The sequence below is a fragment of the Lentzea jiangxiensis genome (assembly GCF_900104175.1).
Taxonomy (GTDB): domain Bacteria; phylum Actinomycetota; class Actinomycetes; order Mycobacteriales; family Pseudonocardiaceae; genus Lentzea; species Lentzea jiangxiensis.
This window is the reverse complement of record NZ_FNIX01000035.1, coordinates 13,567-39,848: the sequence shown is the minus strand read 5'-3', so window position 1 is coordinate 39,848 and position 26,282 is coordinate 13,567. Positions and strand designations below refer to the sequence as shown.

General features: G+C 72.0%; 28 protein-coding genes. 14 read left to right on the top strand and 14 right to left on the bottom strand.

Features of this window, described 5'->3' with window-relative positions; all coding sequences use genetic code 11:
• Positions 1 to 124 precede the first annotated feature (124 nt).
• Positions 125 to 784 (bottom strand): response regulator, encoded by a 660-nt coding sequence (locus BLQ91_RS38620; protein ID WP_090105404.1) that lies wholly within the window; start codon positions 782 to 784, stop codon positions 125 to 127.
• On the bottom strand, positions 781 to 1,989 hold the full coding sequence (locus BLQ91_RS38615) for a sensor histidine kinase (protein WP_143023067.1): 1,209 nt from the start codon (positions 1,987 to 1,989) through the stop codon (positions 781 to 783). Before BLQ91_RS38615 ends, BLQ91_RS38620 begins: the two co-directional genes overlap by 4 nt.
• A gap of 261 nt (positions 1,990 to 2,250) precedes the next feature.
• Between BLQ91_RS38615 and BLQ91_RS38610 the strand changes: the two genes are divergently transcribed.
• The gene (locus BLQ91_RS38610; RefSeq protein WP_090105400.1) at positions 2,251 to 2,727 is read left to right on the top strand and encodes a MauE/DoxX family redox-associated membrane protein; all 477 of its coding nucleotides are present in this window, start codon (positions 2,251 to 2,253) and stop codon (positions 2,725 to 2,727) included.
• On the top strand, positions 2,724 to 4,163 hold the full coding sequence (locus tag BLQ91_RS38605) for a phytoene desaturase family protein (RefSeq protein WP_342670694.1): 1,440 nt from the start codon (positions 2,724 to 2,726) through the stop codon (positions 4,161 to 4,163). Before BLQ91_RS38610 ends, BLQ91_RS38605 begins: the two co-directional genes overlap by 4 nt.
• On the opposite strand, the gene BLQ91_RS38600 is transcribed toward BLQ91_RS38605, so the two are convergent.
• The gene (locus BLQ91_RS38600; RefSeq protein ID WP_090105396.1) at positions 4,060 to 5,856 is read right to left on the bottom strand and encodes an ABC transporter permease subunit; all 1,797 of its coding nucleotides are present in this window, start codon (positions 5,854 to 5,856) and stop codon (positions 4,060 to 4,062) included. The genes BLQ91_RS38605 and BLQ91_RS38600 overlap by 104 nt on opposite strands.
• Complete coding sequence (locus BLQ91_RS38595; RefSeq protein ID WP_090105393.1) at positions 5,856 to 7,349, bottom strand: ABC transporter substrate-binding protein; 1,494 nt, start codon at positions 7,347 to 7,349, stop codon at positions 5,856 to 5,858. The genes BLQ91_RS38600 and BLQ91_RS38595 overlap by 1 nt, the downstream gene beginning before the upstream one ends.
• A gap of 169 nt (positions 7,350 to 7,518) precedes the next feature.
• On the opposite strand from BLQ91_RS38595, the gene BLQ91_RS38590 reads away from it, so the two are divergent.
• Positions 7,519 to 7,833: a hypothetical protein gene (locus tag BLQ91_RS38590; protein ID WP_143023066.1), complete on the top strand. Its 315-nt coding sequence runs from the start codon at positions 7,519 to 7,521 to the stop codon at positions 7,831 to 7,833.
• Positions 7,823 to 8,131, top strand: a complete 309-nt coding sequence (locus tag BLQ91_RS38585; protein WP_245734285.1) for a hypothetical protein — start codon at positions 7,823 to 7,825, stop codon at positions 8,129 to 8,131. Before BLQ91_RS38590 ends, BLQ91_RS38585 begins: the two co-directional genes overlap by 11 nt.
• A 13-nt stretch (positions 8,132 to 8,144) precedes the next feature.
• On the opposite strand, the gene BLQ91_RS38580 is transcribed toward BLQ91_RS38585, so the two are convergent.
• Together BLQ91_RS38580 and BLQ91_RS38575 are read right to left on the bottom strand one after the other, a co-directional pair.
• The gene (locus BLQ91_RS38580) at positions 8,145 to 8,522 is read right to left on the bottom strand and encodes a hypothetical protein (RefSeq protein ID WP_090105389.1); all 378 of its coding nucleotides are present in this window, start codon (positions 8,520 to 8,522) and stop codon (positions 8,145 to 8,147) included.
• A 5-nt stretch (positions 8,523 to 8,527) separates the two neighbouring features.
• Positions 8,528 to 9,286 (bottom strand): FHA domain-containing protein, encoded by a 759-nt coding sequence (locus BLQ91_RS38575; protein WP_090105387.1) that lies wholly within the window; start codon positions 9,284 to 9,286, stop codon positions 8,528 to 8,530.
• 392 nt (positions 9,287 to 9,678) lie between these two features.
• Between BLQ91_RS38575 and BLQ91_RS38570 the strand changes: the two genes are divergently transcribed.
• Positions 9,679 to 10,965: an ABC transporter substrate-binding protein gene (locus BLQ91_RS38570; RefSeq protein ID WP_090105385.1), complete on the top strand. Its 1,287-nt coding sequence runs from the start codon at positions 9,679 to 9,681 to the stop codon at positions 10,963 to 10,965.
• 411 nt (positions 10,966 to 11,376) lie between these two features.
• Here the strand turns inward: BLQ91_RS38570 and BLQ91_RS38565 are convergent, their stop codons facing one another.
• Positions 11,377 to 11,769, bottom strand: coding sequence for an STAS domain-containing protein (locus tag BLQ91_RS38565; RefSeq protein WP_176960194.1), 393 nt, complete (start codon positions 11,767 to 11,769; stop codon positions 11,377 to 11,379).
• A gap of 296 nt (positions 11,770 to 12,065) precedes the next feature.
• On the opposite strand from BLQ91_RS38565, the gene BLQ91_RS38560 reads away from it, so the two are divergent.
• The gene (locus tag BLQ91_RS38560; RefSeq protein ID WP_090105381.1) at positions 12,066 to 13,079 is read left to right on the top strand and encodes a BtrH N-terminal domain-containing protein; all 1,014 of its coding nucleotides are present in this window, start codon (positions 12,066 to 12,068) and stop codon (positions 13,077 to 13,079) included.
• A gap of 708 nt (positions 13,080 to 13,787) precedes the next feature.
• On the opposite strand, the gene BLQ91_RS38555 is transcribed toward BLQ91_RS38560, so the two are convergent.
• The 4 genes from BLQ91_RS38555 to BLQ91_RS38540 all read right to left on the bottom strand — a co-directional run bounded on the left by BLQ91_RS38555 (position 13,788) and on the right by BLQ91_RS38540 (position 16,703).
• Positions 13,788 to 14,558: a L,D-transpeptidase family protein gene (locus BLQ91_RS38555; protein WP_143023065.1), complete on the bottom strand. Its 771-nt coding sequence runs from the start codon at positions 14,556 to 14,558 to the stop codon at positions 13,788 to 13,790.
• Between the two features lie 64 nt (positions 14,559 to 14,622).
• Complete coding sequence (locus BLQ91_RS38550; protein ID WP_090105377.1) at positions 14,623 to 15,285, bottom strand: DUF4166 domain-containing protein; 663 nt, start codon at positions 15,283 to 15,285, stop codon at positions 14,623 to 14,625.
• On the bottom strand, positions 15,282 to 15,992 hold the full coding sequence (locus BLQ91_RS38545) for a hypothetical protein (RefSeq protein WP_090105375.1): 711 nt from the start codon (positions 15,990 to 15,992) through the stop codon (positions 15,282 to 15,284). Before BLQ91_RS38545 ends, BLQ91_RS38550 begins: the two co-directional genes overlap by 4 nt.
• Before the next feature lie 75 nt (positions 15,993 to 16,067).
• Positions 16,068 to 16,703, bottom strand: coding sequence for a TetR/AcrR family transcriptional regulator (locus BLQ91_RS38540; RefSeq protein ID WP_090105416.1), 636 nt, complete (start codon positions 16,701 to 16,703; stop codon positions 16,068 to 16,070).
• Positions 16,704 to 16,858: 155 nt separating this feature from the next.
• Here BLQ91_RS38540 and BLQ91_RS38535 point away from each other — a divergent pair, with 155 nt between their 5' ends.
• A complete protein-coding gene (locus BLQ91_RS38535; RefSeq protein WP_090105373.1) occupies positions 16,859 to 17,998 on the top strand; it encodes a sensor domain-containing diguanylate cyclase in 1,140 nt (379 codons plus the stop codon).
• 7 nt (positions 17,999 to 18,005) lie between these two features.
• Here the strand turns inward: BLQ91_RS38535 and BLQ91_RS38530 are convergent, their stop codons facing one another.
• Positions 18,006 to 19,073: a spore photoproduct lyase family protein gene (locus BLQ91_RS38530; RefSeq protein WP_218130570.1), complete on the bottom strand. Its 1,068-nt coding sequence runs from the start codon at positions 19,071 to 19,073 to the stop codon at positions 18,006 to 18,008.
• 181 nt (positions 19,074 to 19,254) lie between these two features.
• Here BLQ91_RS38530 and BLQ91_RS38525 point away from each other — a divergent pair, with 181 nt between their 5' ends.
• Both BLQ91_RS38525 and BLQ91_RS38520 read left to right on the top strand, forming a co-directional pair.
• Entirely contained in the window at positions 19,255 to 19,851 is a 597-nt protein-coding gene (locus tag BLQ91_RS38525) for a hypothetical protein (RefSeq protein ID WP_090105371.1), read from the top strand.
• A 55-nt stretch (positions 19,852 to 19,906) separates the two neighbouring features.
• A complete protein-coding gene (locus tag BLQ91_RS38520; RefSeq protein WP_090105369.1) occupies positions 19,907 to 20,110 on the top strand; it encodes a hypothetical protein in 204 nt (67 codons plus the stop codon).
• Positions 20,111 to 20,124: 14 nt separating this feature from the next.
• Here BLQ91_RS38520 and BLQ91_RS38515 read toward each other — a convergent pair whose 3' ends face one another.
• Positions 20,125 to 21,021 carry an oxidoreductase gene (locus tag BLQ91_RS38515; protein WP_090105367.1) on the bottom strand — a complete coding sequence of 299 codons (897 nt, stop codon included), beginning with the start codon at positions 21,019 to 21,021 and terminating at the stop codon, positions 20,125 to 20,127.
• Positions 21,022 to 21,063: 42 nt separating this feature from the next.
• Between BLQ91_RS38515 and BLQ91_RS38510 the strand changes: the two genes are divergently transcribed.
• Positions 21,064 to 22,332 carry an erythromycin esterase family protein gene (locus BLQ91_RS38510; protein WP_090105365.1) on the top strand — a complete coding sequence of 423 codons (1,269 nt, stop codon included), beginning with the start codon at positions 21,064 to 21,066 and terminating at the stop codon, positions 22,330 to 22,332.
• Here BLQ91_RS38510 and BLQ91_RS38505 read toward each other — a convergent pair.
• Positions 22,268 to 23,194, bottom strand: a complete 927-nt coding sequence (locus BLQ91_RS38505) for a DMT family transporter (protein ID WP_090105363.1) — start codon at positions 23,192 to 23,194, stop codon at positions 22,268 to 22,270. The genes BLQ91_RS38510 and BLQ91_RS38505 overlap by 65 nt on opposite strands.
• A 69-nt stretch (positions 23,195 to 23,263) precedes the next feature.
• On the opposite strand from BLQ91_RS38505, the gene BLQ91_RS38500 reads away from it, so the two are divergent.
• The 4 genes from BLQ91_RS38500 to BLQ91_RS41930 all read left to right on the top strand — a co-directional run bounded on the left by BLQ91_RS38500 (position 23,264) and on the right by BLQ91_RS41930 (position 26,278).
• Positions 23,264 to 24,112 (top strand): LysR family transcriptional regulator, encoded by an 849-nt coding sequence (locus tag BLQ91_RS38500; RefSeq protein WP_090105361.1) that lies wholly within the window; start codon positions 23,264 to 23,266, stop codon positions 24,110 to 24,112.
• 61 nt (positions 24,113 to 24,173) lie between these two features.
• Positions 24,174 to 25,022: an MEDS domain-containing protein gene (locus tag BLQ91_RS38495; RefSeq protein ID WP_090105359.1), complete on the top strand. Its 849-nt coding sequence runs from the start codon at positions 24,174 to 24,176 to the stop codon at positions 25,020 to 25,022.
• On the top strand, positions 25,019 to 25,984 hold the full coding sequence (locus BLQ91_RS38490; protein ID WP_090105357.1) for a sensor histidine kinase: 966 nt from the start codon (positions 25,019 to 25,021) through the stop codon (positions 25,982 to 25,984). Before BLQ91_RS38495 ends, BLQ91_RS38490 begins: the two co-directional genes overlap by 4 nt.
• Before the next feature lie 144 nt (positions 25,985 to 26,128).
• Positions 26,129 to 26,278 carry a hypothetical protein gene (locus BLQ91_RS41930; RefSeq protein ID WP_176960193.1) on the top strand — a complete coding sequence of 50 codons (150 nt, stop codon included), beginning with the start codon at positions 26,129 to 26,131 and terminating at the stop codon, positions 26,276 to 26,278.
• Positions 26,279 to 26,282 lie beyond the last annotated feature (4 nt).

The following is a 26,282-nucleotide window of genomic DNA, read 5'->3' as shown; positions in this document are numbered from 1 at the left end:
CCGGTCGAGGAGACCGTGGCGTTGCAGAACGCGCGCAGCCGCAGGAACGTGACCGAAGGTCTCAGTGCCGAGGACACGGCCGGCCAGCTCGCGGGCAAACCGTCCGACCCGAAGGTCTGACCGTTCACCCGCCCGGTCGCACGAACCCGGTCTCGTAGGCGTGGACGACGGCGTGGACGCGGTCACGCAGGTCCAGTTTGGACAGCACTCTGCTGACGTGCGTCTTCACCGTCGTCTCGCCGAGGAAGAGCTGCGCCGCGATCTCGGCGTTGGCGGCCCCCTTGGCCAGCAGGGCGAACACCTCGCGCTCCCGGTCGGTGAGGCGTTCGAGGCGCGGGTCGGGTGGTGGCGCCGCGGGAGTGGCGAGGTGCCGTTCGACCAGCCGGCGCACGACCGCCGGCGCCATCGCCGCGTCCCCGCGCAGGACAGCCCGGATGGCGACGAGCATCTCCTCGCTCGTGGCGTCCTTGAGCAGGAACCCGCTGGCACCGTGGCGCAGGGCTTGTTCGACGTGCTCGTCGAGGTCGAACGTGGTGATCACCAGAACCCTGGTGCCCGGGCTCGCCTCGCAGACCCGCCGGGTCGCCTCCACGCCGTCGAGCACCGGCATCCGGACGTCCATCAGCACCAGGTCGGGGCGGTGCTCGGTGGCCAGCCGCACCGCCTGAGCGCCGTCCGCGGCCTCGCCGACCAGCTCGAGGTCCGGCTGGCTGCTCACGATCATGCGCAACGCGCTGCGCATCAGCTCCTGGTCGTCGCAGATCAGCACTCGTGCCCGGGTCATGCCCAGTTCGTCCCTTCCCCGCCGCCGACCGGCAGCACGGCCTCGACCGCGAAGCCTCCGCCCGCGGTGCGCTCCGCGCTCACCGTTCCGCCGTACATGGCCACTCGTTCCCGCATACCCGCCAGACCGTGCCCGCCGGACGACAGGTCGGCCAGCGGTCCACGCGCGACCGAGGCGGCGGTGTTGCGCACGCTCAGCCGCACCTCCCGGCAGTCGGCCGCCGTGCCCCAGTCCACCACCACCCGGGCCGAGGAGGGAGGGACGGCGTGCTTGAGGACGTTGGTCAGCGCCTCCTGCACGATCCGCACGACCTGCACCACCAGCCCTGCCGGCAGGTCGTCCGTCCCGCCGCGCTCGTCGAGCTCGACGGTCAGCCCGGCGGCCCGCACACCGTCCACGAGGGCGCGGAGATCGGCGCCGGTGGGCTGCGGCGCGGTGCCGGTCGGTTCCCTGCGCAGCAGGTGCAGCATGCGCCGCAGCTCCCCCATCGCGTCGCGACCGCCCCGGCTGATGTCGCGCAACGCCTGTTCCACCTGGTCACCGCCACTCGAGAGCGACATGCGGGCGCCTTCCGCCTGCATCACCATCATGCTCACCGCGTGCGCGACCACGTCGTGCATCTCGCGGGCGATCCGCGTGCGCTCCTCGGCCACCGCGGCGCGCGCCAGAGCTTCCTTCTCCCGTTCGGCCCGGGCCGCGCGGTCCTCCACGGCGAGCAGGTACGCGCGGCGAGCGGAGACGAACTCCCCCAGCAGCCAGCACGCGAGCAGCAGCAACACCACGAAGCCGACCGCGACCACGAACTCCCGCCACTGCCCCTCCCTGGCGTCGAACGACCGCGCCGCCCACCAGGACACGACGACCGCGCTGCCGGCCAGCGCGAGCCACACCTGGCGCCGCCTGCCGTAGACGGCCACCGAGTACAGGACCGGGGCCAGGGTGAGGTTCATGATCGGCACGAACGTGCCCCACGGCGACGTCAGGAACTCGAGCACGATGGTCGCGAGGACGACCGCCACCGCCGTGCCGGGCCGGTGACGGCGGATCAGCAACGGCCCGACCAGGCCGACGACCACCGGCACCTGCAGCCACCACGGGGACCGGGTCACGAGGTCGACCGGCAGGGACGGCCACAGGAAGTACGCGACCAGTGCCAGGTCGAACACCAGCGGCCGCGCCCGCAGCCACACCATCACCCGCCGCACGTCCACTCCAGGTCCGGCCCGCGTACGCGCGTCCCTCGCGCATCACACCCCGTCGGGTCCCAACCCGCAGGGTAGAGAACTCCGCCGCGACCCGGCGTCCTCCTCCTAGCCCGAAGACGTCCTCCTGGAGGAGGACACGGCGTCGTCCGCGCGGCCCGCCGAACGGACCCTGCGCAGGACGTGGTGCCCGGGGCCTCGCACCGAGGATGGGAACGGACGCCGGGCTGACGGGCAGCGCGGCCGGAACAGCGGAGCAGAAGGATGATCTGGAGCAAAGCCCCGTCGAAGGTGGTCCTCGTGATCAGGCTGCTGATGGCACTGGTCTTCGCCTTCTACGGGTGCGTCAAGCTGGCCGGCGGCCAGTACTACTACGGCGACTGGGACGACCTCTCGAAGTCGACGGTGGACGGCACCTCGCTGGTCTGGCTGTTCTACGGCTACTCGCCCTTCTACGGCCGGGTCACCGGCCTGTTCGAACTGGTCCCCGCGCTCATGCTGCTGTTCCGCCGCACCACGTTCATCGGTGCCGGCGCACTGTTCGCGGTGGGGCTGAACATCACGCTGATGGACTTCGCGTTCGACTACCCGTTCGTCAAGTACATGGCGGCGCTCTACACCGTCCTCTGTGGATTCCTCGTGGTGCAGGACCGCGCCAGGCTGCGGGACGTCTTCTCCGATCCTGCCGTCGACGCCGCACGGCGTTCCCCCGAGAACAGCCGGGGACGAGCGCGGTGGTGACAGCGGTCGTGGTGGGTTCCGGTCCCAACGGGCTGGCTGGAGCGGTGCGCCTGGCGCAGCACGGTGTCGAGGTGACGGTCCTCGAAGCCTCCGACCGGCTCGGCGGTGGTGCCAGGACCACGGAGAAACTGGTGGCGGGAACGCTGCACGACGAGTGCTCGGCCGTGCACCCGACCGCCGTGCTCTCGCCGTTCCTGCGGAACCTCGGGCTGGAGCGGTACGGGCTGCGGTGGCGGCATCCCGAGGTGATGCTCGCCCACCCGCTGGACGACGGCACGGCCGCGGTGATGCGCGGGACCGCCGAGGAGACCGCGGCGGGACTTCCGGGAGAAGACGGTGAGCGGTGGCTGAAGGCCTTCGGGCCTCTCGCCGCCCACGTCGAGAGTGCTGCGGACGATCTGCTGGGGTCGCTGCTGCGGTGGCCGTCCCACCCGGTGCACCTGGCTCGCTTCGGGTTGCGCGCGGCACCGCCGGCCGCGCTGATGCGCCGGTGGTGGCGTTCGCCGGCGACGCAGAGCCTGTTCCTCGGCGTCGCCGCGCACGTGATGCACGACCTGCACGCGCCGATGACGTCCTCGGTCGCGGCCATGCTGATCGCGGCGGGGCACCGCTTCGGGTGGCCGGTCGCCGAGGGCGGCTCGCAGGCGATCACCGACGCGTTGACCGCGCTGCTGCGGGACCTCGGCGGCAAGACGGTGACGGGGACGAAGGTCGAGTCCTCTTCGGACCTCCCGGACGCCGATGTCGTCCTGCTCGACACCGCTCCTTCGGCAGCGGCGCGGATTCTCGGCGACCGGCTTCCGCCGCGGGTGCGCCGGGCCTACGGCCGCTGGCGTCACGGGCCGGCGGCGTTCAAGGTCGACTTCGCCGTGCGCGGCGGGGTGCCGTGGAGCAACGCCGGCTGCGGCGCGGCGGGAACCGTGCACCTCGGAGGAGGTCCGGACGAGGTGCTCCGCACCGCGCGCGAGGTCCACCGGGGCACGATGCCGGCGGCGCCGTTCGTGTTGGTGGGACAGCAGTACCTGGCCGATCCCAGCCGCTCCGCGGGCGATGTCCACCCCGTCTGGGCCTACGCGCACGTGCCTCGCGGACACGCCGGGGACGCCACCGCGGCGATCGTCGACCAGATCGAGCGCTTCGCCCCGGGGTTCGGTGAACGGATCGTGGCGCACTCGGCGAAGGACCCGGCCGAGCTGGAGCGGGGCAACCCCAACTACGTCGGCGGCAACATCCTGACCGGGGCCAACGACCCGTTGCAGCTCGTGTTCCGGCCGCGCCTCACCCCGCACTCGTATGACACCGGTGTGCCTGGCGCGTACCTCTGCTCCGCCGCTACGCCACCGGGAGCGGGAGTGCACGGGATGGGCGGCTACCACGCAGCCGGCCGGGCACTCGCCACCCTCGGGACGAGAGCAGGGCGGACGACGACATCGTGACCACGGCGATGAGCAGGAGCATGAGCGCGGGGCTCAACGCGGCGAACGGTGCCCGTTCGACGTAGGGCAGCGACTCGGCCAGCACGAGGCCCCACTCCGGCGCCGGAGGCTGGGTGCCCAGGCCGAGGAAACCCAGTGACGCCAACGCCAGGGCGATCCCGGGCAGGCGGAGGACGGCGTTGCGGGCGACCGGACCGGCGACGGCGGGCAGGACGTGGCGGAGCTCGATCCACGTCGGTGTGGCACCGAGTGCGCGGTGGGCCGTGATGTGGGTCGAGGCACGTGTCTGTTCCACGAGCGCGCCGGCGTGCGCGGCCAGGGCGGGCCACGAGACCAGAGCGACGGCCAGCGAGGCGCCGGACGTGCCGGGGCCCAGCACCGCCGCCACGAGGATGCCCGCGATCACCGGCGGCATCGCGTTCGCCGCCTCCGCCGCACCCCGCGCGACACCGGGGAGGAAACCGATGGCGAGAGCAGCGATGCAGGAGCATGCGCACACCGCCACCGCCACGCCGATCGTCGCCGGCGCGCCGTGCGCGAGCCGCGCCAGGACGTCCCGGCCGAGTCCGTCCGTGCCCAGCGGGTGGGCCCAGCTCGGGGACGCCAGCCGGGCGGCCGTGTCGATCCGCAGCGGATCTCGCAGCAGGCCCCAGCCGATCACCACCGCGGTCAGCGCCGCGCTCGTCGCGGGAACAGCGACGTGCCACCGGTTCGGTCTCCAGTGGACGATCGCGGGCAGTGACAGGGAGGCGTCGCGCAGCGCCGGGCCCAGCATGCGCCGACGGACGAGCCCGACGACGGCACCGGCCGCGAGGCCCAGCAACACGAGCGCGAGCACGCACGCCTGCAGCACCGGCACGTCCTGCGCCCGCGCCGCTCCCAGCGCCGTCCTGCCGATGCCGGGCACGGCGAAGACCGCCTCCACCGCCACGGCACCACCGGTCAGCCCGACGACCACCAGACCGGCCTGGGGCAGCAGCGGCGGCAACGCACGCCACAGGACGCCTCGGACGAGAACGGATCGGCCACAACCCCAGGAGCGCCACACGCCGACCCAGGGTTCGCGGAAGACGGCGGGAAGCGCGTCGGCGAACAGCGTGCCCAGCACCGCTCCCGCTGGGATGCCCAGCGCGAGCGCGGGCAACACGAGGTGTTGCGGACCCTGCCAGCCGTACGGCGGGAACCAGCCGAGCCACACCGACAGGGTCACCAGCAGCACGGCCGCGAGGAGGAACTCGGGCAACGCCGCGAGCGCCGCCCCCGCACCCCCGGCCGCCCCGGTGGCGTCGCCGCGAGCACCGCGCAGCAGACCCGGCACGCACAACGCCGTGGACACCAGCAGTGCCACGACGATCGCCGCCCCCATCAGCGTCAGGGAGACGCCGAGCCCGGACAGCACGGCCGGCAGCACCTCGGCGCCGCTGGTCCACGAGCGGCCGAGGTCTCCGCGCAGCAGTCCGGCCGCCCAGCGGCCGAACACCTCGACGGGGCCGGCGTCGAGACCGAGCTGCCGGCGCACCGCCTCCAGGGCCTCCGGCGTCGGCTCCTGCTCGGCCGAGCGCGCCCGCAGCACCGACAGCGCCGGATCGCGCCCGGACAACCACGGCAGAAGCCCGACCACCACGGTGATCAGGGCGAGCGCGCTGATCCGGGAGAGCACGGCCCCCGCACGCCCGCGCGGTGACTCCGCCATCACTTCACGTGCGTGGCCGACGTGACGAGCGCCCGTTCGCGCGGGTCCTTGACGGAGCCCTCGACGGAGGTGGCGTCGCCCTGGATCACGCGCTCGTGCAGCATCGGGATGGCCGCGTCGGTGCGCAGGACGGCCGCCTCCGCCGCCATGATCGCCGCGCGACGCCGGTCACCGGCCTCCGCCGCCTCGGCCTCGCGCACGGCCCTGTCGACGTTCTCGTCGCACAGCTGGGCGATGTTGAAGGAGCCGGCGCAGGTGAAGTCCGACTTCAGGTAGGCGACGGGGTCGCCCGAGTCGAGCACGGTCGCGCGGGACAGGACGAACGCGTCGAACCTGCCGGCGAGCATGTCCTGCTCGATGTGGGCGTACTCGCGCACGACCTGGTTCACCTCGAAGCCCGCGTCCTGGAGCTGCTGCTGGAGGATCGAGGCGACTTCGGGGAGCTCGGCGCGGTCGGTGAACGTCGCCAGCGTGATCGTCGCGCCGTTCGCCCGGCCTGCGGGCACCCGCCCGGTGAGTTCCTTGCGGGCCTGCACGGTCCACGGCAGCGCGGGTCCGAGCAGCCCCTCGGCGGAGTCGGCGCGGTTCTCGTAGACGCCGCTGATCAGCTGGCCTCGGTTGATCGTCTCGCGCACCGCGGCCCGCACCGCCGGATCGGCGAAGGGGCCCGTCTTCGTGTTGAGGTACAACGTGTTGGTGCGCGGCATCGGCACCTCGCTGATGGTCGGCGGGTCGAGCAGTGCCGCCTGCGAGACCGGCACCGCTTCGGCGATGTGCGCCTCCCCGCTGCGGATCGCCGCGGCCCGCGCGGTGCCGTCCGGGACGAAGGACACGTCGATGCCCGCCGCCTTCGCCTTCTCACCCCAGTAACCGTCGAAGCGGTCGAGGGTCGCGCTCGTGGTCCCGCCGACGCTCACCAGCCGGAACGGCCCGCTGCCGGTGCCGACCGGGTTGACCTTGCCGTCCGCCGCGTACGCGCTTTCGGCCAAGATGGACAGCTGCGGCGACGACAAGCGTTGCGGCAGCAGCGGATCCGGCGTCCCGGTCGTGACGACGAGCTTGTCCCCCGCCACCGCCGCGGTCAGCGCGACGCCGTCGAGGATGCGCGGCTTCGGCACCGCCTTCGTCGCCCTGGTGAGGGTGTTCGCGGCGGCCGCGGCGGTCAGGGTGCTGCCGTCGTGGAAGCTCACGCCAGGCCGGACGGCGAACTCCCACGCCGTGTCCGAGGTGCGCCGCCACCCGGTGGCCAGTCCGGGACGGGCGTCGCCGTTGGCGTCCAGCGCCACCAGCGTCTCCGCGGCGGACCAGCGCGACAGCTTGAAGGCGTCGTCGCTGAACGGTGACAGGCCCGACCGCGGCGGTTGCATCATGGCCAGCTTGATCCTGGTCTGCCCGGACGGACCCGGTCCTCCCGCGCTGGAGGCGAAACATCCGGCGAGGAGGACCGAGACGGCGGCCAGTCCGGCGGCGGCCAAGGGCGCGCGGTGGTGCATGAGGCTTCCTGACGTCAGGGAGGTGGCGACCCGGAGACGCTAGCTCATGACAATCATTTGCATCTAGGCCGCGAGGCGCACGTCACGATCCACCCGACCGAGTGGAGGGCGGAACGCCACACGCGTCCAATCGAACATATGTACGATCGCGGTGATAGGTTCTCGCGTCATGGATCGGCAGCTTCTCGAACCGTCCCGAATGGACGGCGAACTCACGCACAGGTACGACTCGGCCGGACGTCCGGTGGCCCTCCTGCCGGCGAGGTGCAAGCTCGGCCGGCACACGCTCGGCCACTCGCGGTTCCGGGCGGTCGTGCGGGACGGTGAGGTGCACATCAGCTGCCTGGCCTGCGCCACCGACAACGCCTCCTGGCGGCTGGCCGTCACGACGCCGGCCCCCGACAGCGCCGAACTGTCCGACGAGCGCTACTTCGAGCTCCGCGCACAACGAGCCCTGACAGCGGTCGGCGGCGATGGTGCTTAACAGTCCATTCACGACCTGGGAGGGCAACGACGTCCACGGCCGCAGGCCCGTCGTCACCGGTGTGGGAGTTCGCCTCGACAGGCTGTTCGCCCGGCCGCCCGGTGCCACGAGGCGCGTCATCGCGAGCGGACTCGACCTGACCGGCGAGGCGCGCGGCCGGCTGCACGGGCGCTTCCCCGGCGTCGAGGGCGACTGGCTCGGCGTGGTCGACTACGAGATCGGGTACGCCGACGGCCGCCGGGACAAGCTGTACCTGGTCGACCAGCTCGTCCCCTTCCACGTGCTGCGCAAGCGCTGACCGGGCTCGGCGATCACAGGCCGAGGCCGACCGCCGCGGCGAGTGCTCTCATCGCGGTCCACAGCGCACCGCCGGCCGCGACGGCGCCGCCCGCGTTGCCGAGCACCTCCTTCACCGCGAGGACCCTGCCGGCGACGCTGCGGCGTTCGCCACCCTCCACGACGCCGCGGTCGACCTCGTCCAGCGCCTCGTGCGCCGCGTTCCTGGCGCGGTCGGTGAGCGGAGCCGAGTCGACCTCGTCGCGGAGCGCGCGCACGAGCTGGGACACCTGCTGCACGTCCAGTCCGCTGGAGAAGTGTTGCCGGCCGTAGTTGTTGTTGATGTCGCCTTGGGCGGCGTTGTTCATCGTGCCTGCCGTGACATTGCCGTGGAAGTGCACTCCACCGTTCATCGGACTCACCGCTTTCTGCGCTCGCGCGCGGACTTGGACACCACCAGGCCGACGGCGCTCACGACCGCCCCGAGGACGAACAGCCCGAAGCCGACCACGCCGAGCGGAACGCCGCCGAGCACCGGCGGGCCGAGGAGCTCGGGTGGCGTGAACTCCGCCGCCGGGGTGGACGCGCTGGTGGAGATGGACGCGATGAAGCGCAAGATCACGAAAGCCCAGAGGCAGAAGCCGGCCAGGGCGGCCAGCTGCCCCAGGACCATCAGGACCCTGCCCGCGCCGCGGCCGGTGGCGAGCTCGTTGATCGCCTGACCTTCGGGGGTCGTGAACTCGTACCGGTGGTGCTGGCGCTGGTCGTAGGAGTTGTTGACGTCACGGCCCGCGTGGTTGAACGTCCCGGCGGACACGTTGCCGTAGGACACTCCCGGACGCTGCTGGACCTGCGTCGGCGGACGGCGCGCACCTCCCGCCGGGTCGCGGAAGACCGCCGCGACCGGGCCGAACTCCAGGCGGTCGCCGTGGTGCAGCTCCTGGTCCCTGCCGGCGACCAGCCTGGCGCCGTTGAGCCACGTGCCGTTCGTGGAGTTCGCGTCGTTGACCCAGGTCGTGCGGCCGTCCCGCCGGAGCCAGGCGTGCTGAGCGCTGACCTCGGGCGAGGGGAGCCGGAGATCCGCCTCCTCGCCGCGTCCGACGAGCGCCAGGCCGCGAGGCAGGTCCAGCCGGCCGCCGCCGACGACCTGGATGAACGGAGAGCCTGTTTCCGCCATGTGGTCACCTCCCGCAGAGGCGTGCTCTTGAAGGAGCAGCGGGGGACGTGCTGGATACTACGGCGGCCGGGATTGTTGCGGAACCGCTGCCGCGCCTGCGCGATCCCACCGGTGCGCCATTCGACCTGGGAGCGTTCCCAATTCCAGGCGGCTCATCGACACCATCCGGCACGGCCGATCAGACGCCGCGCGGCACCCGCAGGCCACGCGAATGCGAAGCTACTTCGCTTTTGTGGCAACAACTGCACCCAAACGGAACCAGCCGGGTTGTTCCCGAGCGCGACCGGGGACGACTCGGAGTTGTGCGGCGCTTGACACCTCGTCGTCACAACCTCAGACTCCCAGATTCCTGGGAACGCTCCCAGGTCCGCCGCCGCTTGAGGAGTTTCGACGTGCGTCCCCGCCGCTGGATCAGCGCGGTGGTCTGTGTCGTCGCTTCCGCCACCGTCGCTTCGTGCGGCGCGGGGGGAGCCGCGAACCGGACCGCCGACGGCAGAACCGAGCTGACCATCGCCACGTTCAACGAGTTCGGTTACGAGGAGTTGTTCAAGGAGTACGAAGCAGCCCACCCGGACGTCAAGATCACCCAGCGCAAGACGGGCCAGGGCGACCCGCACCACCAGAACCTCTTCACCAAGCTGGGCGCGGGATCAGGACTCGCGGACGTCGAGGCGGTCGAGGAGGGGTACCTGAGCCAGGTCATGGCCAGGGCCGACCAGTTCAACGACCTGCTGGAGATCGGGCCGCGGGAGACGACACCGGACCGGTGGCTGAAGTGGAAGGCCGATGCGGCCACCACCGGGAACGGCAGGCTGATCGGGTACGGCACGGACATCGGCCCCCTGGCGATGTGCTACCGCAAGGACCTCTTCGCGCAGGCCGGCCTGCCGTCCGACCCCGAGGGCGTGAAGGCGCTGTTCGCCACGTGGGGCAGCTACTTCGCGGCGGGTGACCGCTTCGTCTCGAAGACTCCCGGCATCGCCTGGTTCGACAGCGCGGCGCAGATCTTCAACGCCATGCACAACCAGCACGACGTCGGCTACTTCGACAAGGGCGACAACCTCGTCGTCGAGTCCAACCCGGACATCCGCAACGACTGGAACGCCGTCACGAGCGCTGTGGCGAAAGGACAGTCGGCCAAGCTGGTCGCCTTCAGCAGCGAGTGGAACACGGGCTTCAAGCTCGGCCGGTTCGCCACGAAGACGTGCCCGTCGTGGATGCTCGGCGTCATCGAAACCCAGGCGGGGCCGGAGAACGCCGGCAAGTGGGCCGTCACCGACGTCTTCCCGAACGGCGGCGGCAACTGGGGCGGCTCCTACCTGACCGTGCCGAAGCAGAGCAAGAACGCCGGGAAGGCCGCCGAACTCGCCGCGTGGCTGACCGCGCCGGAGCAGCAGGTCAAGGCGTTCCAGGCGAGGGGCACGTTCCCCAGCCAGGTCGACGCGCTCGAGAACAGGGCGTTGCTGGAGCACGTGAACACCTACTTCGACAACGTGAAGGCGGGCGCGCTGTTCGCCGCGCAGGTGCAGAAGGTCAAGGCGGCGCAGCACAAGGGCCCCGCCGACGGTCAGATCCAGGAGAACGTGTTCGGCCCGGCGCTGCAGTCCGTCGAGCAGGGCAAGCGCGCCGACGACGCCTGGAACGCAGCGGTGCAGGAGGCCAAGAAGATCGCCGGCTGACGCTTCGAGTCGAATCGAACGTCGATGGCGGAGCCGTGTTGACCCCCGCGGGCACCACCCGGATTTTGGGAAGCGCTCCCAGGATTCGGGCAGGACGTGCGGAGAGCGGATGAAGCAGCGGCACGGGCAGGGCGGTCTGGCAGCTCGACAAGTCGTAGCAGGACCGCTTCCAGAGCTCACCGACCGTCACCAACACGGCGGCGAGCGTGGCCGACCCGTGGAAGCCTGCCCGCCGGTGCCACGAATTCCCACCGCCGGAACGGCACCTACAGCCAGTCCGGCGCCACGGTCACCGTGACCGCGCCGCCACAGCCCGTCACCAGGTGCGGACCGTCCGTGTCGCCCGGCTTCGCCGCGAACGGTTCGGCGGGCGCACCCTCGGCCAGGCCGTTGCACCGCGTGACGGCACGGTCACTGACCGGACTGGTCAGCCGTCTCCGGCTGCTTGCCCGCCATCTTCACGGCCTCGTCCACCGACTCCGCCATCGGCAGCACCTGGCTCAGGGCGCTGGCCATCAGGGGGCGGGCCGCCGCGGCCTGCGTCGCCACGATCGCGAACCCGACACCGTCGCTCTGGGCCTGCGCGTGCAGCTTCAGCAACACGGACAACGCCGAGGAGCCCATGAAGTCCACGGCGAGCTCCACCACGAGGCCTTCCGGCCCCTTGGCGAGGTGGTCGAACAGGGCCGTCCCGACCTCGTCGACACTGATCATGTCGAGCTCGCCCTTGACCACGGCGACGAGCACGCCGTCGTGGTCGCTGGTCTGAACGCTGGCCGTCGACGCCGTCTCGCTCGATGTCACTGAACACCTCACCTGGAGTTTCGCAGCAGTACTTCTCGCCGATTTTACGAAATGCAGGGGCGGAACGCCGTTTCGGCACGAAAACCGGTGCCCGCGTCGTTCACCACACGCCGAGGAGGTTTGACCGCACGCCGAACGGTCAACCCGCCCCGGTCGCGGCATCGAGGTGGGCGGGTCGGCGGTGGACGTGGTGGCCCCGGCGGTCGGAGGCGGTGGCGCTCGCGCCGTTGACCCTCACACCGTGGCAGGGTCCAGGCTACCCGTGGCCATCCGGAGTCGCGGCGTGCAGGAGTTCCATGATCATCGAGAACGTCTCGTTCCCCGCGGGCGTGCACTGCGAGACCACCACCCTCGGCGCTCTGCTGCGCCACGACGGCGTCGAGCTGTCCGAGCCGATGCTGTTCGGCCTCGGCGAAGGGCTCGGCTTCGTCTACTGGGACGCGAAGAGCATGGACCTCCCGTTCCTCGGCGGACGCGTGAAACCGGCCGAGCTGACCCGGACCGCGACCGCGCACCTGGGGGTGGCGCTGCACGTCCGTGAGACGGCGTCGCCGCGGAAGGCCTGGCGAGACGTCACCAGCGCCCTCGGCGCGGGACGCCCGGTCGGCCTCCAGCTCGACTGCTACCACCTCGACCACTTCACGACGAAGGTCCACTTCGGCGGTCACTTCGTGGCGATGTACGGCTACGACGACACTTACGCCCACCTGATCGACACCGCCCAGCAGGGCGGCGCCGTGAAGACCACGCTGGCGAGCCTGGAGCGGGCCCGCGCCGAGCGGGGGCCGATGACCGCCCGCAACCTGTCCTTCACGGTCGAGCCCGCCGCCGAACGGCCCGACCTCCGCGACGCCGTCCGGCGGGCGATCTCCCGCAACGCCCGCACGTTCCTCACCCCGCCCATCGCCAACCTCGGTCACCGCGGCATCGCCAAGGCGGCCGGGCAGGTGACGCGGTGGCTCGACCGGGCCACCGACCCGTCTCGCGACCTCCCGCTGGCGGCCGGTCTGATGGAGCGCGGCGGCACGGGCGGTTCGTTGTTCCGCAACCTCTACCGCGACTTCCTCGCCGAGGCCGCCACGATCACCGACGACGACAACGTCCGCCTCGGGCACCGGCTCTACGCCGGGATCGCTTCCCTGTGGACGGAGGTCTCCGGCCACATCGCGGCCGCCGGCGACACCGGCGACCACGAGCACCTGGAGCGTGCCTCCGCGCTCCTCGGCGACCTCGCCGACCGGGAACGCGACGCCATGCAGGTCCTGGCCCGCGTCACCACTTCGGTCCACAGTGGACCCTCCAACGGATGAGTAAATCCTCGGAAAGCACGCTGTGCGAGGAGTTCCCGATGATCGATTCATGCGAAGCGGGCGCCTGAGTGGTGATGCGCCGGGTCACCGCCCGGTGCTGAACCGACCGAGGGAGTCCGTCCTTGGATCGCACGAAGATCGCACCCTGCCTCGGCAAGCTGGCCGGACTGTGACCGTCACCGACAGGAACGGCACACCGATCGCTCACCTCTACGACCAGTACCGGGTGCGGACACCACCGGGAAAAGATCTCACCGCAAGGACGCGGGCAGCTCCTCCGCCGCCGCGCGCAAGGCCGGGTGGACGCGTCCGATGATGGGCAAGACCGGTACGACGGAGGAGTACAAGTCGGCGGCCTACGTCGGCGCCACGCCCGACTACGCCGGCGCCGTCCAGGTGTTCAACGACAGCACCTCACCTCAGGGCATCTGCATCGGCTCGGGGCTTCCGCGCCTGTGCCCCGAAGGCGACATCTACGGCGGCACGCTCCCGGCCGCGACCTGGTTCGACACCATGACGAAGATTCACGCCGGCCTGCCGGAGAGGCCGTTGCCCGAGGTCGAGGAGCGGTACCAGCACGGCGACGGGCGGACTTGGGTTCCCGACGAGGGCAGCGCTCCGCTGGCCGCAGCCGGGCGGCCTCCGGTCCCCTCCGCGGCGGTCCCGCCGCCCCCGATCGCCGCGCCGCCCGCTGACACGGCCAGCGGGTCAGCGCGGCGTCAGCGCAACCACCGCGCCGGGACGGACCCAGCGCATGATCGACACCAGCGCGCTCGCCGCGACCGCCACGCAACCGGCGGTCGCGGCGCCGTTGGTGACGTGCACGAAGAACGCACTCCCCCCGCCGGGCACGCGTTGCTCGTTCACCCCCATCACCAGGGCGTAGTCGTACACGGCGCCCTGGTCGGCGAGGTTCTCCGACCGGCTCTCGTCGAACGGGCACGTTCCGCGGGCACACCGCTGATGCGTGTTGTAGAGCGGACTGCTGACGTCGCTGACCCACCAGTCCGAGCCGTCGGCCCGGAAGTAGGACACGCCCGAACCGGGATCGGCCTGCCTGCCGAACGCGCCGGTGATCCCGAAGACCCCGGCCGGCGTCGCGGACGACGACTCCCCGTAGGAGCTCGAGATGCCCTGCGGACCGACCTTCGCCGAGATCCCGCCCGTCACCCGCGCCCAGTCGCTCCCGGACTTCTGCCACGTCGTCACCGTGGCGTCGGAGCCACCGGCGCCGACCACCGAGATCACCTGGGTCGCCCCGCCCACGCGGTCGGCGAACCACGGCGTTCCCAGCCTCGGCCGCGAGGTCGTGTCCGTGGCGGTCGGCCTCGGCAGGAGCGACCTGTCCGCGGCGGCCGAGAGGGCCGTGCCGCCGGAAACGGTGAGCGGAGACCCGTTCGCCGACACGACGAGCAGCGAGGTGAGAGCCATCGCCGCCACGACGGGGCACAGGACTCGGACCGGGAGGGGAACCTTCACCGCGCCATCCTGGCAGGAGTCCGCGGCGCCCGAGGCGGAACCCGCCCTCAGTTGCGCGCGGACGTCACACCCTCGCCTGCTCCCGCACCGGCCTGACCGCGTCCGGCACGTGCCCGTCCTCGGGGTAGGAGCAGGTGAAGGTGCCGTGGTAGCCGAAGAGCGGCCCGAACCGGTGGTTGGTGACCTCGACGTCGATGCGGAACCGGCCCGCCTCCTCGTCGTAGGACTCGCGGACCTCGGCGGTGCCGGTGACCAGGCGCGGGATGCGGAAGTGCAGCGGGCCCTCGTGGAAGCGCTGTTCTCCGCTGCGGATCAGCAGCCCGCCGCGGTCGTCGACGGACAGGTGCAGGTCGACGGCGACGTGCTGGTGGGTGCCCAGGTAGTCGACGACGCAGCCGCGCTCGGGGCTGTAGATCATCGTCGCGTCCCAGCGCCGGGGCCGTTCGAAGGCGAAGGTGCGGACGAAGCTCACCGCCTCCCGGCCCAGCGAGTCGCGGTAGGCGTAGTTCTCGATGGTGAACGGGATGTCGCTGCCGTGGCCCGGCAGGAGGATGTGGCGCCGGGCCCCGAGCCGCAGGAACGGGCGGGTGAACCCGCGGCCGTGCCACACCCGCTCCATCGTGCCGGTGCCGACGCAGCCGATGCCTTCGAAGCCGAACCGGCGTCGCAGCTGCGGGTGCAGGCGGCCGAAGTCGTCGCCGAGGGCGCGCTGGAAGATCGACGTCATGGTTGCTCCACAATGGACAGGGTTGACGGCGCCGTCGACGAGAGGCGGTCCGGCGGGGTGCGCCGGCACCTCCTGGCAGCGGGCGTGGACGGCAGCGGCGGAGCCAGCAGAGCGCCCGCCGTGAGCGCGGCGGCGAGGACGACCGGCCCGGTCCACCAGGCGACGGCGCAGACGACGACCCTGGTTCCCGCGTCCAGCAGCGCCCGCCGCAGCGACACCTCGGGCGGTACGCCGCGCTCGAGCCACAGCCGGAGCCGGTCGAACGACCAGGCCGTCCCCCACCCCATCAGCAGGCGGAACGGGCGGTCCGCCAGCGCGCCCAGCCGTCCCCAGCCGGGCCGGTAGTCGTAGCCGGTGAGGAACCGGACGCCCGCGTCGGTCGGCACGTACCGCCAGTAGCCCGCCCCGGAGCGGATCAGCGACAGCGGGTGCGCCGAGCGGAAGCGCAGCGCGGACGTCCGCGAGCCGTCGGGCCTGGTGCGCTCGCCGACGCTGACGCCGGTCCCGTCCACCTCCAGGCCGGGCAGGACCCGGACCGCGTACCGGAAGTGCTGCTCGGCGTCCGGGTGCGCCTTCGGCAGGTAGTCGATCGTGGTGAACCGCAGGTCCCACCGCTGGTGCTGGCGCGCTTGCCGGGTGAGCCGCCACACCTCGTCGAGGTCGGCCCGGATCACCGTCTCCACGTAGAGCGTTCGTCGCCTCGCCACGGCACCCCCTTCGAATTTGAGCAGTTGCTCAAACAGAAGGGTAGCCGGATTTGAGCATTTGCTCAAATGGTGCGTCTACCTGCGGTTCTTGGCCGTCTTGCGGAGCTTGGCGCGCAAGGCGCGGACCGCGACCGGTCCGAGGTCGTCCACCACCTCGACGAGCACCGCCAGCCGGTCGAGGGAGTCCAGCGCCGCCTTCGCCCCGTCCGGGTCGACACCCTCGTACAGCTCCAGCCCGATGAACCCGGCGCTCACCGCCCGTGCGAGACCCGGCGTGTCGACCAGCTCGGACACCGGCGAGCCGGCCAGCAGCCTCGTCAGGGCACCTTCGATCGGGCTGATCCACAACCGCAGCGACGCGGCGGTGGCCTCGGCGAGATCGGGATCGGTCTGCGCGCCGGCCAGCAGCTGGGCGAGCACCATGACGTTGCCCTCGGCGCGCTCCTCGTCGTGCAGGGCGCGGCCGAGCGCGAGGAGCTGACGCAGGTCGGTGACGTGCTCGAGGCGCTCGGCGAACAGCTCGACCCTCGCCCGCGTGGCGGCGAGGCACGCGGCTTGGAGCAGGTCGTGGACGGTGCCGAAGTGGTAGAAGACCAGCGCCTGGTTCACCCCGGCGGTGGCCGCGATGCTCCGCGCCGTGGTGCCGGTCAGGCCGTGCGTGCGGATGGTCTCGATCGCGCCGTCGATCAGGCGTTGTCGGGTGTCGGCCACGGCATCACCGTAGAGGCCGCCTGCTTCGGCGATGCCGCCGATCACATGAGCCGGCAGTCAAGCCCCGGCCTGTCACCCGTTTGTGCAGTTGGTCGCGTCGATCGGAGGTTCTAGTTTCGAGATCGTCGTGCGGGCAGGCGAACAGGAGCTCATCAGTGGCATTCCCGAACACCGAGGTGCGGGCGGGCCTGCTGTCGAAGAGGACGCTGGTCGTCGCGTCGCACGCCGTGGAACGGGCGGCGCTGGCGGGTGATCGGGCCGAGCCCGCGATCGTCCTCGCGCTGTTCCAGCGGCTGCCCTACTTCCTGCGGGAAGCGGAGGTGTACCGCCGGATCGGGGCGCTGGCGTCGGTGACGGTCGTCGGCGTGGTGTCCGACGTGCGGCCCGACCTGCCGGCCGGTGTCACGCCCGTCCTGCTGCGCTCCGGGGAGGAGCTGGCCCGGGAGTGGTCGGTGGTCGTGCTCACCCCGACCTTCGGCGCCTACGTCGTGGCGACCGACCTCGAGGAGCTGGATCCGGGTGGCAGCACCCTCGAGGCGAGCAGGTTGTTCCAGGGCAGGTGGGCGTTCCGGCGGGAGGAGGCGTACGCGGAGGCGGTCCGGTTGCGCGACGCGCTCGGCGACCGGATGCCGCCGGACGTGCGCAGGCGCTTCGACTCGGTGCTGAACGGCATCACGGCGCCTCCCGCCGGCGAGGTGGAACGCCGCGCGGAAGCGGCGTTGCGGCACCTGGCGTCACAACTCGTGACAGCCCGGGACGCGACGGAGCTCTCGGCGTCGCGCGCCGGCGAGGAGATGCGGGACGCGCTCGACCCGTGGACCGGCCTGCACACCGTGGACTCGGTCAACGCGTGGCTGGGCAGGCAGCTGGCGGACACCGTGCGGCTGGGGCTCGTGGTGATCCGCGTGCCGGGGCTGAGCGACTTCGTCGACGTCCACGGTCCGAGCGCGGCGGTGCACACGGAGAACAACATCGCCGACGTGCTCCGCGTCCACCTGCGTCCCGTCGACCGCGCCGCGAGGCTCAACGGCGACGAGTTCGTGCTCGTGCTGCCGGGCACGTCACCCCAGACGACGCACGCGGTCGCGGACCGCGTGCTCGGCGCGTTGCGCGGACTGCACGACACGTACCCCTACCTCCCCGTCATCGCGGAGGTCCGCGTGCAGCACACCCGTGACCGCCCGTTCGACATCGGCGGCCTGGGCGCCCGGCGAGCACCGGTCACGCCACAGCGGCCCTACACGCTGTCCGGCACGTTCGACGAGGAGGAGTGGGCGACGCTGATCTCGCACTGACCGCCGTTCAGAAGGCGTACCGGACGCGCAGGTAGGGGGCGTGTTCGGCGACGAGGGCGAGGAAGGAGTCGAGGAGCTCCCGCTTGAGGCCCCGCCGGTAGCGGACGTTGACCCCGCCGCCCTCGCTGCGCTTGACCTCCTGCAGGTCCGGCCGCCACAGCAGGTCCTCGGCCCGCGGGTGCCAGCGCAGGTTGACCTCGTGCAACGGCTGGTTGTGGGTGAGCATGACGACCTCGGCGGCCAGCTGGTCGCGGGTGGCGGACGAGGTCGCGTCCCCGAGCGACTCCAGCAGGACGCGCCAGTCGTCGAGCCAGCCGTCGTGGACGACGACCGGGCTGAAGTTCACGTGCACCTCGTAGCCGGCGGCGCGGAAGTCGTCGAGGGCGGCGAGGCGCTCGGCGATCGGGGTCGTGCGGATGTCGAGCAGCTTCGCGGTGCGTTCGGGCATCAGCGAGAACCGGACGCGGGTGCGGCCCCGCGGGTCCCAGTCCAGCAGGTCGCGGTTGACGTACTTGGTCGCGAACGACGCCTTGGCGGTGGGCAGGTCGCGGAACAGGCTCACCAGGTCCCGCACGTTGTCGCTGACCAGCGCGTCCACCGAGCAGTCGGAGTTCTCACCGATGTCGTAGACCCACGCTTGGTCGTCGATCTGGCCGGGCTCGGTCAGCGGGCCCTGCCGGGCGGCGTGGCGGGCCAGGTAGCCGGTGATCTGCTCGATGTTCGCGAACACCGTGATCGGGTTCGAGTAGCCCTTGCGCCGCGGCACGTAGCAGTAGGCGCAGGCCATCGCGCACCCGTTGGCGGTGGACGGGGCGATGAAGTGCGCCGAGCGGCCGTTGGGCCGCGCGCTCAGGGACTTCTTCACGCCGAGGACGAGCGCTTCGCGCTTGATCCGCACCCACCGCTGGGCGTTGGCCTCGTCGCCGTGCAGCTCGGGGATGCGCCAGTGGCTGTCGACCTCGACCCGGTCGGCGTCGGGGAACCTGTCGAGCACCTCGCGGCCCCGCGGCAGCAGCGCGGCGGCGGGCTCCACGTAGATCCGGGTCGGGCTCAGCAGCGGTGTCGAGGTGCTCACCCTTGCAGTGTCCGGACGGCACCGACAAAAAACGGCCGTTCGCGCGGCCGGAGTCGTGCCGGTCACAGCGGAAGTCGCAGACGGCTCGGCCCTCGGCTTCACCGGGTTGCCCGCTATCCGGGGGGAGCACGAACCGGAACGCTGTCCCGGGGTGCGGAACCGGCCGGGGAGGGCGGGAGCGGTGGAAGCGAGCGAGGTGGGGCCGTCCGAGCGCCTTGACGTGGCGATCGCCGAGTTCAACGCGCTCAGAGCCGAGATCGCCGGGCGCTCCTCCGCTCAGCACGGCCTGCTCAACTTGAGCCTCGTGGCCACCGCGGCGATCGGGACCATCGCCTTCTCGGATGCCGCGCGACGGCCGGTGCTGCTCCTGCTGCCGATACTGGCCTGCATCTTCGGCGTCCTCTACTTCGACCACCACTTCGCGATCGCGACGATCGGGAAGTACATCAAGAACGAGCTGGCGCCGGACATCAGACGACACGTGTCGTGGAGCCGTGCTCTGCGCTGGGAAGAGTTCGTCAGGGTGGAAGCGTTGAGCCGCACGGGTCTCGCGAACGGGATGGTCAGGTTCGACCTGCCGATCATCCTGGCCTTCGTGGTCGTTCCAGCGCTTTCGACGATCTACGTCGCCTCGTTCGCAAGTGGACCCTGGTTCTGGGTGGCCTGGTCCGTCGGTGTGCTCGCTGAGGCGCTGACCGTCGTGGTGGGCGTGGTGGCCACGCGCGGCTGGCGTTCCGACATCGAACAGCACGACCGGGGTGGAGCAGGCTCCACCTGATTCACGGAAGTCTGCGGTATCGGCCCCACCGGTGGTCGAAACTACGGTCGTTCCCATGAACAACGAACCGAACTCCACGCCTGCCCGCAACCGCGCCCTGCTCGCCGTGCTCCTGGCCGGCAGCCTCGCGGCCAACGTCGTCACCCAGGCCTTCGGCCTGAGCCTCTTCATCAGCGCCGCTTTCGGGCTGGTCGCCCTCGCCAGCGGTGTCGCGCTCTTCTCCAGCTACCGCAAGAGCCGCGGGGAGTCGCGGAACTGAAGCGAACGCCGTGGTCAGGGCTTCGCGGTCAGCGGGAAGCTCACCCCGGTCAGCCGTTCCGACGTCTCCCACAGCCGCCGCGCCACCACCGGGTCGCTGGCCGCGGCCGACCGCCCGACCAGCGCCGGGTGGCCATGCAGCTCGAACCGCCCGTCCGGGCCGACGTAGCTCGCGCCCGGCAGGTCCTGGGTCGCCGCGTACAGCGACGGCAGCGCGCCCTGCCGCTCGGTCTGCGCGAGGTGGCGCCCGGCGATGTGCACGATCTTGACCAGGTGCCGGTTGCGGCCCCTGGTGCCCAGGTTGCTCGCCGTGTAGCCGGGGTGCGAGGACAACGCGCGCACGGACGACCCGGCCTCGCGGCAGCGGCGATCCAGTTCCAGGGTGAACAGCAGGTTCGCGAGCTTCGACCGGCCGTACGCCTTCACCGGGTTGTAGCCGGCACGGGCGAAGTCGAGGTCGTCGAGGTCGAGCACGCCCGCCTTGTGCGCGCCGGACGCCACGGTCACCACGCGGTCGGTGATCGACGGGAGCAGCAGGTTGGTCAACGCGAAGTGGCCGAGGTGGTTGGTGCCGAACTGCAGCTCGAACCCGTCGGCCGTGTGACCGTGCGGGGTCATCGCCACGCCGGCGTTGTTGACCAGGACGTCGATCTCACCCCGCCAGCCGTCGGCGAACGCGCGCACCGACGCGAGGTTCGCCAGGTCCAGCTCGCGGACCTCGGTGGTCCCGGACATCGCGGCCGCCGCCCGTGCACCGGCGGCGACGTCGCGCACCGCGAGCACCGTGCGGGCTCCCGCCGCGGCGAAGGCGGTGGCCGTGCCGCGGCCCACCCCGCTGGCCGCGCCGGTCACCACGACGGTGCGACCGGTCAGGTCGGGGAGGTCGTCGGCGGTCCACCGGGGCTTCTCCACGCCCGCAGTCTAGGCGGGTGCCCGGACGGGTAGCCGAAGCCGATGAGGCACCGCTTCGGGGACGACGTCGCGGCACTCTGCTCGCCGCTGACCGGTCCCGGCGACTTCGACGACCTCGTCGACCGCGTCGGGGACGCGCGCGTGGTCATGATCGGCGAAGCCAGCCACGGCACCCACGAGTTCTACCGGTGGCGCGCTGCCCTCACCCGGCGGCTGATCACCGAGAAGGGCTTCTCCTTCGTGGCCGTGGAGGGAGATTGGCCCGACTGCGCCAGGGTGGACCGGTCGGTGCGGCGGTCGGCGGAGGACCCCCGCACCGCGCTGCTGGCGTTCGACCGGTGGCCGACGTGGATGTGGGCCAACGAGGAGGTCCTCGACTTCGCCCGCTGGCTGCGTGCGCACAACGCCGCTGTGGACGGACGGGTCGGCTTCCACGGCCTGGACGTGTACTCGCTGTGGGAGTCGCTGCGCGAGGTCGTGGTGCACCTGCGCGAGCACGATCCCGAGGAGGTGCCGGCGGCGCTGGCCGCCTACCGGTGCTTCGAGCCCTTCGGCGAGAGCGTGCGGGACTACGCGCTGGCCACGCGGTTCGTCCCGGTCAGCTGCGAGAACGAGGTGGTCGACCTGCTGGTCCGCCTGCGTGATCACGCCTGGGACGCCTCCGCGTTCGGGGCGTGGCAGAACGCGGAGGTCGTGGCCGGGGCCGAGCGCTACTACCGGGCGATGATGGCCGGCGGACCGGAGTCCTGGAACATCCGCGAGCACCACATGGACGACACCCTGAACCGGCTGCTCTCCCACCACGGCGCCGGGTCGCGGGCCGTGGTGTGGGCGCACAACACCCACGTCGGCGACTCCCGTGCCACGAGCATGGCGGCGTCCGGCACCACCACCCTGGGCCGGCTCGCCCGGGAACGCCACGGTGAGGACCGGGTCGCCCTGATCGGGTTCGGCAGCCACCACGGCACGGTCGTCGCGGGGAGTTCCTGGGGCGCCCCGCTGCGCGAGATGCCCGTGCCGGCCGCGCGCCCCGGCTCGCTGGAGCACGTGCTGCACGACACCGCGCCCGAGCAGGCTTTGCTGGACTTCCCCCGCGAGGACCGGCCCGGCCTGCTCACCGCCGAGCTCCCCCACCGCGCCATCGGTGTCGTCTACGACCCGGCGCACGACCGCGTGCGCAACTACCTGCCCACCAGGCTCGGCGGCCGGTACGACGCGTTCCTCTGGTTCGACGGGACCCGTGCGCTCAGTCCCCTGCACGGGCGCCGGGCCGACGCCCGGGAACCGGAGACGTTCCCGAGCGGTCTCTGACGGGCCGCCGGGCGAGCAGGATCGCGCCGACGACCACGCCCCCTCCGGCCAGGGTGTGCCACCCCACCGGCTCGGCCAGCAGGAAGTAGCCGAGCGCGGTGGACCACAGCGGCGTCACGTAGGTGACCGTGGCCGCGACCGTGGGGCCGGCCTCCCTGATCAGGTCGAGGTTGAGCACGTACGCGTAGCCCGTGCCGATCGCGCCCAGCACCAGCAGCGCGAGCGCGGCGGACGTCCCCGGCCAGGACGGCGGTCCCGACAGCAGAGGTGCGGCCAGGCCCAGTTGCACGGTGGCGCAGGTGATCTGCACGGCGGACAGGGCGCTCGCCCGGTGGGGCACGCCGGACAGGAAGCGCCGGGTGTAGGCGAACCCGGCTCCGTAGCAGGTGGTGGCGCCCAGGCAGGCCAGGCCGCCGGTCAGCACGTCCCCGTCCAGGCCGCGCCACACCCCGAGCAGCACCAGCACCCCGCAGAACCCGAGCAGCAGCCCCGCGAGCCGTGTCCTCGTGACCTGCTCCCCCGGCACGACCAGGAGCGCGAACGCCAGCGTCGTCAGCGGCGTGGTCGCGTTCAGCACGCCCGCGAGCACGGAGTCCACCCGGGACTCCCCGAAGGCGAGCAGCGTGAACGGCACCGAGTTGAGCAGGGCCGCGACCACCGCGGCGTGCCCCCAGGTCCGCGGGTCGCGCGGTACAGCCGCCCTCTGCGCCACGCAGATCGCGCCCAGCGCCAGAGCACCGAACAGGCAGCGGGCCAGCGCCACCTGCACCGGCGGCACGCCCGCGTCCACCGCCACCTCGATCAACGCGAAGCTGCTGCCCCAGATCGCGGACAGCAGCACGAACTTCCCAGTAGACCCCACGGCGCGAGAATCACGGGCGAGGCATCATGAGTCCAACAAGTGCCGATTGATGGAGCATGAGAGACACTCATGACGTTGAACTTCGCCCAGCTCAGGGCGTTCCTCGCGGTGGTCGACGAGGGCGGGTTCGGTGCGGCCGCGGACGCGCTGGGCATCACGCAGTCGGCGGTCTCGCACGCCGTCGCGTCGCTGGAGCGCTCGCTGGGCCACCCCGTGCTCTCCCGGCGCGGACGGAGCACGCCCACCTCGTTCGGGGAAGAGCTCCTGGCCCACGCCCGTGCCGCCGTGACCGCGTCGGCCGCGATCACCGCCCTCGCCGAACGGCGCCGTGGCGGTGCTCGGGGGACGATCCGGCTCGCGGCACCGCCGACCGTCTGCCAAGGCCTGCTGCCGGACCTGCTGACGCGGTGGCGGGCGGAGTTCCCCCGGGTCGACGTCAGGGTGTTCGAGGGCGAGGACGACGAGGTGGCGGAGTGGCTCGCCGGTGGCACGGTCGAGGCGGCGGTCCTGGTCGACCCGCCGGCCGGCCGGGGCGCGCGGATCGGCGAGGACGCCTTCCACGCCCTCCTGCGCGACGACCACCCGCTGGCGGGTCAGCCCCGGATCGGCGTCGCGGAGCTGGCCGACGACCCGTTCCTGCTCTCGCGCGGGGGCTGCGAACGGCACGTGCGGCAGGCGCACGCGGGCCACCCGTTCGCCCCGCGGCACCGGGTGCGCGAGCTGGGCACGCTGCTCGCCATGGTCCGCTCGGGCGTCGGCGTGTCCCTCGTGCCGGGCCTGGTGGCGTCGATGCTGCCCGCCGGCCTGGTCATGGTGCCCCTGCGGGAACGCGTGGTGCGCAGCCTGGTCCTCAGCGGTCCGGCCGGTCGCGAGTGGCACCCGGCCGTGACGGCCCTGGTGGACTCGGTCCGGGGATGACCGGGCCCCTGCGGCGGGTCCGCGCTTCTGCATCCCCTCCGCCGGGTCTATTCTGGAGGGGATGCGGCGATCCGGGGTGGTTGAGAACGTGCGGGGCTTCGGTCTCCACGACCACGTGTGCTGGAGCTTTGACGACCGCGCCCAGTTCCGCGACCACGCCCTGGAGTTCCTCGCCGAGGGGCTCGAGCTGGGCCAGGCGGTGCGCTACATCGGCACCGGGGACGCCGACCGGCTGCGCGACGAGCTGACCGGCGTCAGCGTGCTCGGGGCAGCCCTGCGCGACGGGTCCGCCGAGGTCGTCTCCCTGGACGACGTCTACCCGGTCGGCTCGGTGGTCGACCCCGCCGCCCAGGTGCTCGTGTACGCGGCCGCGACGGAGAAGGCCCTCGCGGACGGCTTCACCGGGTTGCGGGTCGCGGCGGACTGCACCGCACTCGTCGGCAGCCCGGAGCAGCGGGCCGCGTTCGCGACGTACGAGCACCTCATCGACCGCTACATCGCCGCCCACCCGTTCTCCGCGATGTGCGCCTACGACAGCCGCCGGCTCACCGGTGGAGCGATCGCGCAGGTCGCCTGCATGCACCCGAGCACCAACGCGGACCACGTCCGGTTCCGCCTGCACGGGACCGATCGCGCCGGATGCGCCGCCGCGCTGGGCGGCGAGGTGGACAGCACCTCCCAGGAGGCGTTCGCCGAGGCACTCGACCGCGCCGACCCGCGTCCGGTGGACGGTGAGCTGGTCGTCGACGCGACCGGGCTGACGTTCCTCGAGCACAACGGCCTGCTCCGGCTCTCCGCGCAGGCACGCCGCAGCGGAGCGACCCTGTCGCTGCAGACGAGGTGGCCCGGCGCCGTCCGGATCGTCCGGGCGTTGGACCTGGTGAACGTGCGGGTGGAACTGACGTCGTGACCGCTTCGCACACCGCCCCGGCCACCGGGGCTTTCATCCACCCCGCGGTGTTCTACGCGACCGACCGGGAGTACCTCGCCTCACTCGTGCCGTTCATCACCGATGGGCTCGCCGCGGGTCAGCCCGTGGCCGTGGCGGTGCCGGGACCACGGCTCGACCTCCTGCGCACCGCGCTCGGTGACCAGGCGGGCGACGTCACGCTGATCGACATGCAGGACGCGGGCCGCAACCCCGGCCGGATCATCGCCGCCGTGCTGCGCCGGTTCGCCGACGCCCACCCCGAAGGGCACGTGCGCATCATCGGCGAGCCGATCTGGCCCGGCCGCACCGAGGTCGAGTACCCCGCCTGCGCGCAGCACGAGGCGTTGATCAACCTGGCGTTCGCCGGCCGTGACGTCACCATCGCCTGCCCCTACGACACCGCGCGCCTGTCCGGCGAGGTCATCGCCGACGCCCGCGCCACCCACCCGCTGCTGTGGGAGCCGGACGGCCGCCGCACCAGCGCCGAGTACGCGCCGGACGTCGTGGTGGACCGCTACAACCTGCCCCTCGACGATCGTACGGACGGCGGCGCGGAGGAGTTCGCGGAGGAGTTCTTCGTCGCCGTGCTGGACGACGTGTCCCCTGCCCGGCGGCAGGCGGCGGTCTTCGCCCGGGGCCTCGGCCTGACCGACGACCGCGTGGCCGAGGTCGAGCTGATCGTCACCGAGCTGGTCACGAACGGCGTCCTGCACGGCGGTGGGGCCTGCCGGTCGCGCCTCTGGCGGGAATCCGGCCACCTCGTCTGCGAGGTGCGGGACGAGGGGCGCTTCGCGGATCCGCTCGCCGGTCGTCGTCCGGCACCTCTCGACCAGATCGGCGGGCGGGGTCTGCTCATGATCCACGACCTGGCCGACCTGGTGCGCGTGCACACCTCCGACCAGGGCACGACGCTGCGCGTGCTGGTGCGGCTCGACGCCTGACCGGTGCTGTTCTCCGAGCAGGCAGTGCAGCGTGCGAAATACGAGCACTGATCGCGATTCTCGGAGCAGCGCTCGCCGCGATCGGGCCGCCCATCCCGCCGGCGCGGACTCGGCGGCACCGTTATTTCGGAGAAGGCTGGTCCGGTGGCGCTCGCAATGACGGCGTCGGCCGCCTACCGGGTGCAGAACCCGAACAGCGGCAAGTGCCTGCTCATCCGCGGTTCGGCCAACGAGGCGGGCTCATCCAGTTCGGCTGCACGTCCTGCGTGGGCCAAGCGGCGGCTGGTGGTCTGACCCG

Bases quoted from the DNA above. Each gene is read 5' to 3' on its own strand.
- BLQ91_RS38610 (WP_090105400.1), top strand. From the start codon at position 2,251: ATGATCTGGAGCAAAGCCCCGTCGAAGGTGGTCCTCGTGATCAGGCTG.
- BLQ91_RS38575 (WP_090105387.1), bottom strand. From the start codon at position 9,286: ATGGCGGAAACAGGCTCTCCGTTCATCCAGGTCGTCGGCGGCGGCCGG.
- BLQ91_RS38590 (WP_143023066.1), top strand. From the start codon at position 7,519: ATGGATCGGCAGCTTCTCGAACCGTCCCGAATGGACGGCGAACTCACG.
- BLQ91_RS38600 (WP_090105396.1), bottom strand. From the start codon at position 5,856: ATGGCGGAGTCACCGCGCGGGCGTGCGGGGGCCGTGCTCTCCCGGATC.
- BLQ91_RS38580 (WP_090105389.1), bottom strand. From the start codon at position 8,522: ATGAACGGTGGAGTGCACTTCCACGGCAATGTCACGGCAGGCACGATG.
- BLQ91_RS38585 (WP_245734285.1), top strand. From the start codon at position 7,823: ATGGTGCTTAACAGTCCATTCACGACCTGGGAGGGCAACGACGTCCAC.
- BLQ91_RS38560 (WP_090105381.1), top strand. From the start codon at position 12,066: ATGATCATCGAGAACGTCTCGTTCCCCGCGGGCGTGCACTGCGAGACC.
- BLQ91_RS38620 (WP_090105404.1), bottom strand. From the start codon at position 784: ATGACCCGGGCACGAGTGCTGATCTGCGACGACCAGGAGCTGATGCGC.
- BLQ91_RS38550 (WP_090105377.1), bottom strand. From the start codon at position 15,285: ATGACGTCGATCTTCCAGCGCGCCCTCGGCGACGACTTCGGCCGCCTG.
- BLQ91_RS38520 (WP_090105369.1), top strand. From the start codon at position 19,907: ATGAACAACGAACCGAACTCCACGCCTGCCCGCAACCGCGCCCTGCTC.
- BLQ91_RS38510 (WP_090105365.1), top strand. From the start codon at position 21,064: ATGAGGCACCGCTTCGGGGACGACGTCGCGGCACTCTGCTCGCCGCTG.
- BLQ91_RS38495 (WP_090105359.1), top strand. From the start codon at position 24,174: ATGCGGCGATCCGGGGTGGTTGAGAACGTGCGGGGCTTCGGTCTCCAC.
- BLQ91_RS38595 (WP_090105393.1), bottom strand. From the start codon at position 7,349: ATGCACCACCGCGCGCCCTTGGCCGCCGCCGGACTGGCCGCCGTCTCG.
- BLQ91_RS38500 (WP_090105361.1), top strand. From the start codon at position 23,264: ATGACGTTGAACTTCGCCCAGCTCAGGGCGTTCCTCGCGGTGGTCGAC.